General features: G+C 49.5%; 14 protein-coding genes. 3 read left to right on the top strand and 11 right to left on the bottom strand.

Annotated features, from left to right (window positions below; genetic code table 11):
- Positions 1 to 340 precede the first annotated feature (340 nt).
- A complete protein-coding gene (locus QRD89_RS06370; protein ID WP_026578422.1) occupies positions 341 to 1,612 on the bottom strand; it encodes a hemolysin family protein in 1,272 nt (423 codons plus the stop codon).
- A 485-nt stretch (positions 1,613 to 2,097) separates the two neighbouring features.
- On the opposite strand from QRD89_RS06370, the gene QRD89_RS06365 reads away from it, so the two are divergent.
- Entirely contained in the window at positions 2,098 to 2,712 is a 615-nt protein-coding gene (locus QRD89_RS06365; RefSeq protein WP_286096527.1) for a cupin domain-containing protein, read from the top strand.
- Between the two features lie 6 nt (positions 2,713 to 2,718).
- On the opposite strand, the gene QRD89_RS06360 is transcribed toward QRD89_RS06365, so the two are convergent.
- The 8 genes from QRD89_RS06360 to QRD89_RS06320 form a co-directional block, all read right to left on the bottom strand.
- Positions 2,719 to 2,898, bottom strand: a complete 180-nt coding sequence (locus QRD89_RS06360) for a hypothetical protein (protein ID WP_286096526.1) — start codon at positions 2,896 to 2,898, stop codon at positions 2,719 to 2,721.
- A 136-nt stretch (positions 2,899 to 3,034) separates the two neighbouring features.
- On the bottom strand, positions 3,035 to 4,138 hold the full coding sequence (locus tag QRD89_RS19220; protein WP_353477936.1) for a GNAT family N-acetyltransferase: 1,104 nt from the start codon (positions 4,136 to 4,138) through the stop codon (positions 3,035 to 3,037).
- 135 nt (positions 4,139 to 4,273) lie between these two features.
- On the bottom strand, positions 4,274 to 4,717 hold the full coding sequence (locus QRD89_RS06345) for a cell wall hydrolase (RefSeq protein ID WP_026578419.1): 444 nt from the start codon (positions 4,715 to 4,717) through the stop codon (positions 4,274 to 4,276).
- Positions 4,718 to 4,779: 62 nt separating this feature from the next.
- Complete coding sequence (locus QRD89_RS06340; protein WP_008636471.1) at positions 4,780 to 5,631, bottom strand: alpha/beta fold hydrolase; 852 nt, start codon at positions 5,629 to 5,631, stop codon at positions 4,780 to 4,782.
- Positions 5,632 to 5,637: 6 nt separating this feature from the next.
- Positions 5,638 to 6,654: a C45 family autoproteolytic acyltransferase/hydrolase gene (locus QRD89_RS06335; RefSeq protein WP_286096525.1), complete on the bottom strand. Its 1,017-nt coding sequence runs from the start codon at positions 6,652 to 6,654 to the stop codon at positions 5,638 to 5,640.
- 157 nt (positions 6,655 to 6,811) lie between these two features.
- Entirely contained in the window at positions 6,812 to 8,023 is a 1,212-nt protein-coding gene (gene fdhA, locus QRD89_RS06330; RefSeq protein WP_008636474.1) for a formaldehyde dehydrogenase, glutathione-independent, read from the bottom strand.
- 277 nt (positions 8,024 to 8,300) lie between these two features.
- Positions 8,301 to 11,462 (bottom strand): bifunctional cytochrome P450/NADPH--P450 reductase, encoded by a 3,162-nt coding sequence (locus QRD89_RS06325; protein ID WP_286096524.1) that lies wholly within the window; start codon positions 11,460 to 11,462, stop codon positions 8,301 to 8,303.
- A gap of 72 nt (positions 11,463 to 11,534) precedes the next feature.
- Positions 11,535 to 12,110 carry a TetR/AcrR family transcriptional regulator gene (locus QRD89_RS06320; protein ID WP_008636476.1) on the bottom strand — a complete coding sequence of 192 codons (576 nt, stop codon included), beginning with the start codon at positions 12,108 to 12,110 and terminating at the stop codon, positions 11,535 to 11,537.
- Positions 12,111 to 12,313: 203 nt separating this feature from the next.
- On the opposite strand from QRD89_RS06320, the gene QRD89_RS06315 reads away from it, so the two are divergent.
- Entirely contained in the window at positions 12,314 to 12,622 is a 309-nt protein-coding gene (locus QRD89_RS06315) for a hypothetical protein (protein WP_008636477.1), read from the top strand.
- A gap of 282 nt (positions 12,623 to 12,904) precedes the next feature.
- On the opposite strand, the gene QRD89_RS06310 is transcribed toward QRD89_RS06315, so the two are convergent.
- Positions 12,905 to 13,273 carry a nuclear transport factor 2 family protein gene (locus QRD89_RS06310; protein WP_286096523.1) on the bottom strand — a complete coding sequence of 123 codons (369 nt, stop codon included), beginning with the start codon at positions 13,271 to 13,273 and terminating at the stop codon, positions 12,905 to 12,907.
- 185 nt (positions 13,274 to 13,458) lie between these two features.
- Between QRD89_RS06310 and QRD89_RS06305 the strand changes: the two genes are divergently transcribed.
- Complete coding sequence (locus QRD89_RS06305) at positions 13,459 to 14,331, top strand: NAD(P)-dependent oxidoreductase (protein WP_008636479.1); 873 nt, start codon at positions 13,459 to 13,461, stop codon at positions 14,329 to 14,331.
- Between the two features lie 315 nt (positions 14,332 to 14,646).
- Here the strand turns inward: QRD89_RS06305 and QRD89_RS06300 are convergent, their stop codons facing one another.
- On the bottom strand, positions 14,647 to 14,910 hold the full coding sequence (locus QRD89_RS06300) for a hypothetical protein (protein WP_008636480.1): 264 nt from the start codon (positions 14,908 to 14,910) through the stop codon (positions 14,647 to 14,649).
- Between the last annotated feature and the right edge of the window lie 105 nt (positions 14,911 to 15,015).

The following is a 15,015-nucleotide window of genomic DNA, read 5'->3' as shown; positions in this document are numbered from 1 at the left end:
TTCGACGAAAAGAGGATGAAAGCGACACGATTCCCATCGGCCCCTTCCCCATCCGTCTCCATCCCATACCGCACCTTTGATAAAGCCCTTTCATGGGAAAAGTTCCGTCAATCACCCATTTTCTTTTAAACTGGTTAATTAGAACGCAATTCACATACACAAAAAAGATTAAAAAGACTTATATAAAAGTATATTTATTACATAAATCAATAATTGAACAGAACAAAATGGATGATAATGATAATATAAAGATTCTAAAGAACTAATAAAAATCCTTAAAAAGGAAAAGAACACCCGTAAAAAAAGCGTGCTTCCATTATCGGAAGCACGCTTTTTTCAATTATAACGACAGTTTCACTTTTCTGATCTGCCCGTTTTCTTTGCTCGCCACTTCGAAGCTGTGCGGGCCGTGCTGAAGAATCGTACCTTCTCCGGCATCGACATCGTTTTTCAGAATCCATCCCGAAATCGTGTCGACATCTCCGTTCTCGAGCTCCAGTTCAAAGTAGTGGTTCACGTCTACGATCGACACTTTCCCATCGATCAGAAAGCTCCCGTCTTCTTCCTTGACGATCTCTTCCTCTTCTTCATCGAATTCATCCCGGATGTCTCCTACGATTTCTTCAATGATATCTTCGACCGTAACGATTCCCGACGTGCCACCATACTCATCTGTAAGCAGGACGAGCTGCGTCTTTTCCTGCTGCATCCGCACAAGCAGTTCACGAATCGGTATATTCTCAAACACGCTCGTCACCGGACGGATGAACCTCTCCAGCGAATCGACAGCGTCTTGACGAAAGAGCTCTTTAATATGAAGCACACCGATCACATGGTCTTTATCCCCCTGAATGACGGGGTACCTCGTGTATCTCTCTTCTTTGATGAAGGAGAGGGATTCCTCTAAAGGATCTTCCACATCCACAACGGCGACGTCCGTCCGGGGGACCATGATTTCTTTGGCCAGGCGGTCATCGAAGTCGAATATGCGCTCGACATATTGGAATTCCGACTGGTTGATTTCCCCTTTTTCATAGCTTTCAGACAGGATGTGGCGCAGTTCTTCTTCCGAATGCACGTCATCCGACTCTTTCGCAGTCTTATATCCGAACAGACGGATCAGCATATTGGCTGATCCATTCAAAAGCCAGATCAGCGGGTACATAATTTTACTGTAAATAATCAATGGAGGCGAAAGCATCAGTGTAATGGATTCTGCCTTTTGGATCGCCATCGTTTTCGGCGCTAATTCTCCTAATACCACATGTAAGAACGTGATAATGAAAAACGCGATAGCAAAGCTGATCGTATGAGATAAACCAGATGGTAAGTCAAGGCCGCTGAACAGCGGATGAAGCAGGACTTCCAGCGTCGGTTCGCCGAGCCACCCCAGTCCAAGTGCCGTGATCGTGATTCCCAATTGACACGCAGACAAGTAATAGTCGAGGTTCCCTGCCACTTTCAGAGCCGCTTTCGCCCGCTTGTTCCCTTCGTCTGCCCGTGCTTCCAACCTACTCTTCCTTACCTTTACAATCGCAAATTCGCTTGCAACAAAGAACGCTGTCAATAGAATCAACAGAGCCACTGCTGCAAGCTTCATCGACGTTTCCATAACCTATCCCCTTTATTCATAATATGTGTATCCTTCCTTGATCCATTTGTCCACAAGACGCTGTTCTCCATCCTCGATAGGCTTTCTCCTCCCTGATACAGATCCGCCGGGGAACGGCTTTATTGGAATACAAAAAAGACCTTCACCGTTTATAACCAGGGTAAAGGTCTCTACATGTATGAGATTCCGACCTTTACCTTAAATGGCAAAGGTCTCGCAAACAACGGTACGTTGCCAGTTTAGCCGGCGATCATTTCCATGACCACGTATTGTCGACATCACTGTAAGCTACTCCCCTTTGGAGGATGACACGATCCTGTTCCCACAGGTATGACCTGTGGTAAGTGAGACTATCATACCCTATTCACCGCGGAACGTCAATCGGGTCTTTTCCCCGCTATAGTCTATGCTGCGGCGACAGGCGTGATGCACCTTTTTCCTCCGAATTCATACGTTACTACAATAACGATAATGAGGTGAGAGGTATGACAGGAAACGCGGATCCCACTTCTTCTGAAGCCGACTATTTCTTTGATGTCAATACAAGTCCTCTGTTTACAAAAGACGCTCATAACAAAATCAACATCTTAGGTCAGAAGCAGCTGAATACGCTGGAAGGTTCGTCCTTGCTCGATATATTCCTGACAAAAGGGAACGTCGTAGAGCCGCATTACCATCAAAACGCAGCAGAGCTGGTCTACTGCATTTCCGGTGCCGCCACTGTTTCTCTTCTTCAACCGTTTACGAAAGAGCTGCTGCATTTCCCTATTACCCCGGGGCAGGTCGCAAACGTCCCTCAGGGATGGTGGCATTATGAAGTCGCAACGGCCGACGACACCCACCTGCTCGCCATATTCGATGCACCGAATCCGGAAGTGATTCTCGGCTCTGATATCTTGAAATTTACCCCGCCGGAGGTCATGGCGCACACGTACTGCATGGACGAACAGAAATGGAAGGAAGTAACGGCACCGATCCAGCCGAGCACCTATATCGGTCCTTATTCCAACTGCACCCGGAGAACCGGTGCACAAGGGAGGTACCCGCAGCAGGCCGCTTATATCCCCCCCGTCTACTATTATCCTCCCTATATGTACTAAAACCATCTACCTCCGCCGGTAATAGAAGAAGGTAATCAGAATATAAATAATTACGGTGATGAAAATAAACACCACGCCGGAGACGATTTTTTCTGTTTCATAGAAATCAAGGTTTCCAGCGAAATGAAGCAGCCAGGAGCCAAGGGCGGTGCCGGCGATCCAATAATGAAACGATTCATCCTTCATTCGGTCCACCTCCTTCTCTATCTACGAAGGAGGGAGCTTGTTCGTTTCACTATATATAAAAATGGTTCTCATTTTAAATAGATGTATGAAAGCAAATAAAATAAGCTGGAGACGACGCTCCAGCCATAAAGGATTTCTACAATTTTTTCTTATACCAGCTGTCCATCGCCCCGTGTCCGGAACCGGCCAGCGCCTCTTCCAATAAGGAAAAGCCGAACTTCCGGTACAGACGGTTGGCAGCCTCCAGTTTCTCTACTGTCTCTAAATAACAGTACTCGTAATGGCGGGCCGCATAATCCAGAGCCGTCTCCATCAGTGCTTTAGCCGTCCCCCGCCCCTGCGCCTCCGGTTTCACATACAGCTTCTGCAGTTCACAGACTCCTTCTTCCTCAGCAAACGGTGCGATTCCGACACCGCCCAACACTTCCCCTGAATCATCCAGCGCCACCCAATACTCAGCAAACGGTGTCCTCTCGTAAAAATGGGACAGGTGAGGAAGCTCAGGGTCATAATAAGCAGTGCCGGGGATATCCAACCCGAACGATTCCAGGGACTGCTTAATAATCCGCTCCATCTCCCGGTCGTGCTTTTCCTTCATTCTAACAATCTGCATCGCTTTTCCCTTTCCTTCATTTCTATTTATATGAGAGGTGTCTCCCTCCAGAAGCACCTCACACTGCCCGTCTTCCAGTCGGACGACGGTTACGCTCGTCCCATGGATGAACGGCGGATCCCATAAAGAAGCGAGCGGTTTCCCGTTCAGTATCAGCATCATGCATTTAATGACGACTGCATGTGCGACGATCAGCACGTTTTGATTCGAATGATAGGCCAGCGAATCCAGGAAGGCGTCAATTCGTGATCGGAATGCCTCAAACGTTTCTCCACCGTGAGGAAGATAACGATGTGGTGCGTTCCAGAACATGTCGAAGCTTTCCGGAAAGTCCGTTTTGATTTCTTCCTGCGTCCGTCCTTCCCATTCTCCAAGGTGGATTTCCTTCAGCTTTTCCTCCAGATAGACGGGGATTTTCCGCTCTCCCCGGATCAACTCGGTCGTCTGCTGCGCCCGTCCACTCGGACTGGAATATACGGCGGCAAATTCGGTACTGCGGAGCCTGTCTCCAAGCGATGCGGCATCCTTTTCCCCTTGTTCCGTCAGGGGTGAATTCTGCCATCCCTGCATTCGTTTTTCCCTGTTCCACACGGTCTCCCCGTGCCTGGTTATGTATATCGTGACCACTGTAAATCCTCCCTTTTCCAAACATACATCTTAGATATTATTCGATGCTGCACCGTCCTTTTCCTTTTCCAAGCCACTTCCCACTCTCCATCAATAAAAAAACGATTACCCGGGCTCGGATAATCGTTTCTTCCTCTAGTTACCGATATAAACACTGTCACACGTGTTCGGCTGCGGCTCATAATAGCAGTGGTTCTTGAACTGGCCCGCGAACGGCTGATCGTACCACGTCGGTGGACACGGCCCATACGGATTGAAATACCAAAGAGCATACTTCGCCGGATGTTCCCGCCAGTAATCCAGGTTTCTTTTCGCTAACCTTTTTTCGATGGAACGGGCACGGTTGTAGAACAGATTCCCTTTTTGGACCGCTTCGAAAGAGTAGTTGTTGCCCTGCACTTGGAATATCACCTGACGGATCGTCCGCACATCCCGGAAGTCAAGGCAGTCCGCCTTGGCCCGGTTGACAATGACGTTTCCGACGTACAGCATGCCCTGCTTCCCTTCCCCTTCCGCCTCGGCCCGCATCATCCTCGCCATCAAAGCGACATCTGCATCTGTATATTTCACTCTCGGCATATTCTCACCCCACGAATATTCTATGACAGAAGCAGGCATTCATGCCACGTTTTTCACGAAGATCAGGCACGGGCGGCAAGCGTCTCTGTGAAGCGTTGGATTTCCGCCTTGAATTTCTCCTGCTCCTCAAGGAATGGATAATGATTGCTTTGTTCGAAAACGATCAGAGAGGCATCCGGAATGAGCTGCTCCATTTCTACGGAGTATTCAAGCGGACACTGCACGTCAAACTTCCCACAAAGAATTAAAACGGGCGTCGTGATCCACGGGAGCTTCCTCGTCACATCAAATAAAGGGAATTCACGGTTGAAGAAATTCAGCCGTTCTGAAGCGATCCGCTTATGTATCGGTTTATCGAAGAGAGCCGGATACGCATCCGGATCAACGAGGGAGAGTTTCGTCCGCTCCATTGTCCGCTCCTTCCGTTCCGCTTCCGACAGCGTATCGAGCTTCAACGTTTCGATCAGCTGCTGCATCTTCTCAAACTGCGGGTGGGAGGGGTTGTAAATACACGCCGGAGAAAGCGTAGCGTAGTCTCTGGCTGCAGAGCCTGTAATAACAGCCCCGTTCAATTTTTCCGAGAAGAAAATACCATAAAGGACACCAAGCATCCCGCCGATGGAATGGCCGGCAAATGCCCACTTCTCATAGTCCAGCGCTTCCCGGACCGCTTCCAAATCAAACACCGTCTCAAGCATGCCGAGTTGATAAGGCTCTTCCGCTTCAACCGAACCCCCTGCCCCGCGCAGGTTAATAAGATGAACGGTATGGGTTTCCGTGAACGTATCCGCGAAATAATCTCCCGTTTCATTGAATTCGGAATAATGATGGGTCACACATAAAGGCGCTCCTTTTCCTTTCGTAAACACTTCGAAAGCTCCTCTTTTCGTAGCCACTACCTCTCTCTTCCACATTTCCTTTCAGCCCCCTTCTATAATTCTGCCTCTCATCTTCCCCGTATCGATATCCGTCCCCCGCACCCATTCCTCCCATTGTACATCCAGCACTTCGTGTGACCGCGCAATCGTCGTCAGGATTCTTTTTGTCTCGTAATGGTAAGAAAAGGTATGCAGCGTTCCGAACATTTCTCTATAATGATGGAAGAATTGGGGAGAATCCGGATTCCGAAAATGATCGAACGCTGCCTTCTGATCCGGCAGGACAAGCTGTTCCATGTCCTGCTTTCTTTTCTGCGAAACGTGGACATTCTTTCGGTTTCTATCCATTAAAGGAGTACTATCGAAATGATTCGAACAGCCAAGGACATCATCCGAGCGATGAACGACTACCCTGCCAGGAGATGCTTCCACAATCACGCGGGCTCCCGTGTCGTCCCCGACCGAAAAGTTGTAACAGGCAGCATGTGGAACCTCTTTCAATACATCCACCGCTTCCTCCGCGTTCCGGCACTGATCCAGCACCATTCGAACGGCAAGCCATGGGGAAACGCCCTCCCTGTAGCTGTGATGACTGACGAAATGCAGTCCGATGACCACCCCGGCTTCATTGACGCCGTCATGCCTTCCCAACTGCTGCAGCGTATAGCCGGCAGATGCAAGGACATCTTTCGTCTGCTGAAGGAGAAAAACACCTTCGTATTGAGCGGGAGTAAAATCATAATTCCGCACATAATAGCCAGGTGTCAACAAAGAAGAACAGCCCATGCCCTCCGCTTTCGGGACGTCATATCCGCTGAACAAGGCGGCCGCTTCCGCATAAGAAATACCCACGCCGGCTGCCATGCCCTCAAGCTCTTCAAGGAGGACCGGATCGAAATGACGGAAGATGGCTCGACATTCCTCCATGTCAATCGATTCCTTTGTCATCGCTTTTATATTGTCGAGCATCGGATGGTCCCGCCAGTATCTCCCCAGCTCTTCCCCGGCTAGAAATGCGTCTTTCCGCACCTGTAAAACATCTACATAAAATTCAGTCATGCCTTTCCTCCTCTAAGGAAACCACTGGTTCCTCCCTTCTAGTGTAATCCTTTCGACCTCCCTCCGTCCTGTCCCTTCGTGCGTGATGAGGACAGGTCGGAAGAAACCTCCGCCATCAGAAAAAAGCCCCCCGTTTCCGAGGCGCTTTTTCCACCCTCTATTTCTTCAAGAGTCCGTGTGGATCAAGGACGAATTTCTTCGCCGCACCGTCATCGAACGCTTCATATCCTTGAGGTGCTTCGTCCAGACCGATCACGGTCGCATTCACCGCCTTGGCAATCTGCGCCTTCCCTTTCAAAATCGACATCATCAATCCTCTGTGATAGCGCATGACAGGCGTCTGACCAGTAACGAAGGTCTGTGCTTTCGCCCAACCGAGGCCGAAATCAAGCTTCAGCGTCCCACGGCGGGCATCCTCATCAGAGGAGCCCGGGTCTTCCGTGACGTAGAGTCCGGGAATACCGAGGCCACCGCCGGCCTTCGCCGCCTTCATCGCCGAATTCAGCACCGCGGCAGGAGCTTCCTCGTGGTTATGTCCGTGCGCTTCGAAGCCGACACAGTCGACAGCGGCATCCACCTCCGGAGCACCGAGGATCTGATCAATCTGTTCGGATAGATCATCATGCTTGGCAACATTAATCGTTTCGCAGCCGAAACTTCTCGCCTGCTCCAGTCTTTCTTCTATTAAATCCCCGACAATGACGGTCGATGCCCCGAGAAGCTGGGCAGAATGGGCTGCGGCCAGACCGACCGGGCCGGCACCTGCAATATAAACCGTCGAACCCATCTGTACCCCGGCCGTATAAGCACCATGAAAACCGGTCGGGAAAATATCAGAGAGCATCGTCAAATCCAGCATCTTCTCCATCGCTTCGTCTTTATCCGGGAACTTCAATACTTGGAAATCTGCATAGGGGACCATGACATATTCCGCCTGACCGCCGACCCATCCGCCCATATCGACATACCCGTAGGCCGACCCCGGCCGGTCGGGGTTCACATTCAGACAAATATGCGTCTTCCCTTCGATACAGTTGCGGCAGCGCCCGCAGGCTATATTAAATGGAACGGAGACGAGATCCCCTTTCTTCACAAATTCGACGTCCCTTCCCGTTTCCATCACTTCTCCGGTTATTTCATGGCCGAGCACCAGCCCTTCCGGGGCCGTCGTCCGTCCACGGACCATATGCTGGTCGCTCCCGCAAATATTTGTCGAGACCACTTTTAATATAACGCCGTGCTCACACTTCCTGCCGACATTCTTTGGATTCACTCCCGGACCATCCCGCAATACCAATTCTGGAAAATCAATTTCCTTTACCGTCACGCCACCGTTTCCTGTATAGGCCACCGCACGATTTCCACCCATGAGGATTCCTCCCTTATTTGTTAAATGACACCCTTGACTTCTCCGCCAAGCTCCACCTACCAAAAAAAGACAGCATGCTGGTACTTTCCCCGATCCGCAATAATGTAAACGATTTCCTTTTATGTAAGTATAAACAAAAGGCATTTCAGCTGCTGGGCGCTGGGAGTGGATAAAGGGAACAGCAGAGCCCGTGGAAAGCCGGAGCCCGCTCTTCAACAGAAAAACCACTTTTCCATCAAAGAAAAAACGCCTCCTGAAAAATCAGGAGGCGTTCCAATCAGGCACCTGCCCAGACGTCCTTGGCAAAGCGGCCTTCTTTCTCAAGTTGATTCAGCCATTCGACGGCTGTCTGCTCATCCGTATCATGGATATGTTGATAACTTCTTTGAAGCATTGCGGTCACCTCCGGTGCCATCCTGCTTCCGTCTCCACAGATGTAGAGATGCGCACCATTGTCAAGCAGGTCTACCAGCTTCGCTGCATCCTCTTCCATTATATGCTGGACGTAGCATTTCTCTGCACCGACTCTCGAGAAGACGGTGTGAAGAGTGACGATTCCTTCCGCTTCCGCTGCCTGCAATTCCTCTTCATAAAGATAATCCTCTTCCGGATGACGACACCCGAAGTACAGGTGCGCTTCTCCAAGCGTTTCACCTGCCTGTTTCTGAAGGCTGCGTTTCTGCAGAAAACCGCGGAAAGGGGCGACCCCAGTCCCCGGACCGACCATAATGATCGGCGTCTCCAGACTCTCCGGCAGGTGGAAAGCCGTTTCCGGTGTACGGATGAAACAGGCGATCCGGTCTCCCGGCTTCCGGTCGGCAAGGTAATTGGAACTTACTCCTTTGTAAATTCCTGTCCCGCTCCACGCTTCATCTTCGACGACGGACACGGTAATACTTGTTTCCCTGTCGTTTTTAGCCGGGGAGCTGGAAATGGAATAGTAACGGACTTTTAGTGCCGGCAAAAGCGCAAGGAACTGGTCAAATTCCATCATACTGGAAGGATAAATCTCCAACAGCTCCAGCATCGTCCGGCGTTTTTTCAGCACTTCGCTCTTATACGTTTCGTCTTCCAACAGTTCCTCAAGCTCCACTTTATGCGGTGGACAAGGGTTGCAGGCAGCAAGGGCACGAATCTGAGCCCTCGTTGCCGGTTCCTGCAGTTCGACGTGGGAAGCAAGCAGGTCCCCAAGCTTGATCGGCTGTCCGGATGGAAGGTGCTTCGCCTTCCCGGAACCCTCTTCAAGCAGGACGTAATCCTCCGCTTTCACATCAAAGCGGGTGCAGACACGAGCGAGGAGCTCTTCCCCATTTTCCGGAAGCACACCAAGGTGATCTCCTTCCTGGTAAGTCACTCCATCAGGAAGCTTGATATCAAGATGACGGGTGCTCCGGCTGCCTGATTTCTGCAGTTCGCGGTTCGCTGCTACTTCACTTGTAAAGGCATCGTAGGCACGGGCTACCGGTGTGTAGGACGTTCCACTGACGAACTTCAGAGCAATCGAGCTTGTGGAATTCTCTCCTGCTTCCACTTCCAATTCGAAATGAGCAGCCAAACCGTCCCACAGCTTCTCCTGCCATTTCTCGAGGTCACCGTCAAAATCATCGCCGGCATCCCCTTCCCCGCGCGGAACGATCCGTTCTGCACCTTTCGCTTCCATATAACGATCGATTTCCTGTGGAACCTTCTGGTAAGTCGTCGCCCAGTTGCGGTCTCCACATCCAAACACCGTGTAGGAAACGCCGTTCAACGCGCCTTCTTCTGCGGTTGAAATCCATTCCATGAACTGAACAGCATTGTCCGGAGGGTGACCGTTATAAGAAGCAGAAACGAAAATAACCGCTCCTTCTTCGGGCAGATCCCCGGTGCGGCTGTCGAGCGGGGCCGCATCCGTTGCAAACCCCAGGGAAGATGCTTTTTCAGCAAGCTCACGGGCGACTCCTTCCGCTGTCCCCATATTGGATGCATATAAGAACAGAAGCGGCGTCCCGTGTCCGTCATTCGTAATGGCAGGTGTATCATGTGCTTTTGTTTCCTGCCCTTTCGCCTCCGGGTTATAGAAGGCCGTTTTCTCCACACGCGGGCGTACCTTCATCGTCAGCCCTTCCGGCTTCAGTGTCAGCGTTTCTTTCACATCCAGCTCGTAGTTCGTATGGTCAATCAGCTCGAACTGCTGAAGGACCATACCGAGGACGATCGTCGCCTCATGCATGGCAAACTGCTGTCCGATACACGCACGCTGCCCGTTACCGAACGGTTTGAATGCATGGTGAGGAATTTTGGAAGGATCCTCAAACCGCTCCGGACAGAACGCTTCGACATCCTCTCCCCACACGGCTGTATCTCTGTGCAATTCCGGAGTCAAAAGCGTGAACACTTCTCCTTTTTGAGCGGAATATTTACCTGCCAGTGTCGTATCTTCCTTCGCATAGACGGTGAACGCCGGCGCGGTCGGCCATAGTCTCAGTGTTTCATTGAGGATCATGCGGGCATATTTCAACTGTTTCACCTGCTTATAATCCGGAACGTCATCGCCGAGCACGGCATCCACTTCTTCATAAGCTTTCTGAAGCTTATCGGGATTCTTCATAAGGAAGTAAAGCGCAAAGGAAAGCAGACCGCTCGTCGTTTCGTGTCCGGCAATGAGGAAGGTGAGCATTTGATAACGGATATTCTCATCACTCAGTCCTTCGCCCGTCTCAGGATCTTTCCCTTCCAGCATATGGGATAGCAGATCGTTTTCCCCGTTATCTCCATTCCGTTTCCGCTCCGCTATCAGCTCATCGGCAAGCTTGAACATATCATCGATATCCGCCTCGAACTGTTTCTTCGTCTTAAGCATCAGTTTATCCTGGAATGGGAGCCGCTGTGTCTGGCTCATGGATTCATCAAGAGCACGCACCATTTTCTCGACGAACGGGTGCATATCCTCTCTGTAAAAACTGTTGAAACGGAAATTAAATCCGCACAGACCGATCGTATCCAGGGTCAGGCGCGTCATATCTTCCGGGACATCAATTTCTTCGCTCGCATTCAATCGTTCCCACTTCTGAACGAGCTGGGTGGCGAGGTCGAGCATCTTGTCATGGTAGCCTTTCATCGCCTGCTGACTGAAGCTCGGCAGAAGAATCTGATGGGCTTTCTTCCAGTTCGGCTCGCTTGTTTCACTCGTAAACAGTCCGTCTCCTCCGAAGGCCCGTACTTTCTGGAGTGCAGGACCAACACTTTTATCGAAGCGTTTCTCATCGCAGATCTCCGCTGCGAGTTCCGCACTGGATACGAATGTACTCGTCCGTCCGGGGAACTCAAATTGATAGATCGGACCGAGTTCCTTCGCCATCTTCATAAACGTCTGGACAGGCTTTTCTTTATCCAGGGCCGGTAAGTTTCCTAATGGTCCATATGTTTTCGGTCTTGGCAGTTGATTGTATTGAGTCATGAACCGTCACCTCTTTCAATAATTGCGGAATGAACGTTCATTCCGTTTGTGGGTTAAGGAAGCTCCGCCCCATCAGGAATGATGGCGCACAGCGTCCCAACAGCTGTCTTCTACTCCACAGAGAAGCGCTTCATCCACTTTCAGATCACCAGAGCGGATCAGCTGCTGCAATTCGAGAAAACTGCCGAAAATAATGGCAATCAAGGCCATTGTCGGCAAATCGCGTATTTCTTTCGCTTTCTTCCCTTCCTCCACGAAGTCGCGGAGGATGCTCCACAATTCCGTAAACGCTTCTTCACTTCGTTCATCCAAAAAATAAGCAGCATTATGTGTTTTCAGGAAGTATAAAGCATGGTCATGCTCGTTCGTAAACCGGACCATCCGCTGGAACAGATGATGGAACTGTTCCCGGATACTTTTGTCAGCCGGATACCCTTCTTTAAGCATCGTAATGAACACATGCACATACTGTTGAAACAGCGTATTAACGAGGACTTCCTTATTATCAAAATACCGATAGATCGTCCCTGCCCCTACGTTCGCATCCTTCGCAATCATCGGAATCGTCGTGGCATCATAGCCGCGCTCGGCGAACAGGGTCAAGGCGCTGTCCAGAATGTCGTCTCGTTTCGTAGTTGCTGTCTTCATGGTGATTCTCTCCTCCAAAAAGCGGAATGATCATTCATTCCTAAATAAATTTTAGTACATTTTACCACTTGCTTCAATAAATCAAAGGACTTATGAAAAAGGACCTGAACAGCTGTTCAGAAATCTTTACAATCAAAACAGTTCAATTTTCAGATGGTCTGTTATATAATATTAACATTATCCACTTACAAGGAGGGGCGAGGATGAATAAACAGCTTAAGATATTGACAGCCATGTTGATCCTGGTCGCGTCGATGGTCATGGTCCATCATGTGCACAGCCCGAGTATGCAGGTGGATATCCAGAAGAATGTCGTCTTGGATAACGGAGAGTCCTCCGGGGACCTATCCCTGAACAAAGACGCCATTGCGGTCACATCTATTACCATTCTGGCCGCCACACTTCTTCTTGTTTACACTGCGGCGTATCAGTCGCAGACACGAAGACGGGTGTTCCTTACCCCGATATTCTATCAATCTAATTATGTGAGCGAAACTCCTTTGACCCATTGAACGATAATGATCAAAGGAGGAGAAAAACGATGCTATGGTTTCGTATGATTATGATTGGAATGTTCTCACTTACTGCAGGTTCTCTATTTATTTACCAAAGTGCGGAGATCTTCCACGCATTCACTGACTTTTTCCATAAAGAGAAGTAACCAAAAACCTTCCGGCCTCTTGGCCGGAAGGTTTTTTTATTTGTTTTTTAAAGTAATTCTCAGATCTTCTTTCGTTGTTCCTTACTATTACAGCAATCCAAACAGGCAGCGGCTGAGATCGAACCTGTATTGTTTACAGAGCGTACTCTTCCACTTTCAGATCTGTGATGGTGCCTTGATGGAAGAACAAGCGCCAGCGCCCCTCCATCAGCTTCCATATGGAACTGCGAAGGGTATTGCGTTCCCTTGTCTTCTCCTTAAGGTAGTAGGTGGTCAGCACCGTATCATCGGCGAGCGATTGGATTTCAAAATGATAGAGCTCCATCTCCCCCTGGACCACGCCTTTCTGACATGCTTCTCTATCGTATTTCTTTCCTGAGCTTCCGATTTCCCAAAAATCTTCCGCAAGAATCTCCCCTAACTTTTCCGGCGATTCTCTTACATCTGTTCTTAAATGACTCTCTTCCAACTGCTTAAAGTGTGATTTCGTATCGATGACCATGCTTCTCTGCCTCCCAAACTATCTTTTATATACCTTTACCTTATTCCACTAATTTACATTTCATTCTATCATTTCTTGTGTCCTTACGAGGTTTCCTGCTATACTTTTCCTATATTTTTCATACTTTTCTTTCCTCTTCAAGCCGAGATTTCAACCATCATATACATAAGAAGGGAATGTCCGCAATGACTACAATCGGATTCATCGGAACAGGCGTCATGGGTAAAAGCATGGCCCGTCATTTGAAAAAAGCAGGCTATGATATCCATCTTTACACAAGAACAAAAGCGAAGGCAGAAGAACTCTTGAAGGAAGGAATGGTCTGGGAGGATAGTGTTGCAGAGCTTGCCCGCCGCTCGGACATCATCCTCACGATTGTCGGCTATCCGACAGATGTTGAGGAAGTCTATTTCGGAAAAAACGGCATCTTAGAGCATGCAACAGAAGGTACCTACGTCATCGATATGACCACTTCTTCTCCTGCCCTTGCTTCAAAAATCGCGGATAAAGCGAAGGCTGCGGGCATCCACGCTCTCGATGCTCCCGTATCCGGAGGGGATATCGGCGCGAGAAACGGGACGCTTACCATCATGGTTGGTGGAGAACAAGCCGATTATGACGCCGTCCGTCCAGTGTTGGAAGTGATGGGAGCAAATATCGTCCTCCAAGGTCCGGCCGGTGCCGGCCAGCACACGAAAATGGCTAATCAGATCGCTATTGCAGCAGGCATGCTGGGCGTTACAGAGGCCATTCTATATGCCGAAGAAGCGGGGCTTGACCCGAAGCGTGTCCTGAAGAGCATCGAAGCAGGAGCGGCGGGGAGCTGGTCCTTGTCCAATCTTGCACCGCGTATGATCAATGAGGACTTCGCACCGGGCTTTTATGTGAAGCATTTTATCAAAGACATGGCGATCGCTATCGAATCCGCCGAGGCCATGGACATTCCTGTTCCAGGTTTGAAACTCGCCAAGGAACTGTACGACCGCTTCCAGGAGGCCGGGGGCGAAGACAAAGGAACCCAGGCCATCTACGACTATTACCGAATGATGCAGTCCTGACCTTTATCATGAAAAAAAGCCTTCATCCACTGGGGATGAAGGCTTTTTTCAAACTGTTGCAAAACTCAAACAGAAATCCATATTTATAACGTAAGTACACCGGTTCCCTTTTAAACTCCATTTCATCTTACTTATAACGAAACGAATGATTGAAGGAAAATTTCCGCAAAGGGCGGAAGGGCACGGGCAGACGCCAACGGGATTAGCGGAACAGGTGAGACACCGGAAGAGCAACGCGATGAGGAGGCTCACCGGCCGCCCCGTGGAAAGCTTCCCATTCCCCGTAGCCCTACTCTCCTCAAAGAATCAATTCTCTCATTTTATATCTTCAATCGGTTCGTCAAAGAGGTCGGTGAACTTGGCCACATTCTCATAGCTGAATTCGAAGGCCATCTTCACTTCGCCGAATCCCGGCTGGTAGAAATACCCCTGGACCTCGTAGCTGTTCTTGTTTTCCCTTACTTTGATCAGATGGAAGTAACGCTGGATGTATTGTGCCATCTCTTCCAGCTTTCTATTACGCACTTTAATCCATTGTTCTTTCAATTCATCTGTAGGAAAATCCGATTCTTTTAACATAGCTACACTCCTCTGAGAAAAATCCCATACTCGTATTCTCTTTATAGTCAATATGATATAAGAGCTCCGGTTTATTTTCAACTGGAATCCCGTCTATTTATCTAA

It is taken from the genome of Halobacillus sp. ACCC02827, assembly GCF_030291935.1.
Lineage (GTDB): Bacteria > Bacillota > Bacilli > Bacillales > Halobacillaceae > Halobacillus.
The sequence above is the reverse complement of the archived record's forward strand: the minus strand, read 5'-3'. Positions and strand labels throughout refer to the sequence as shown.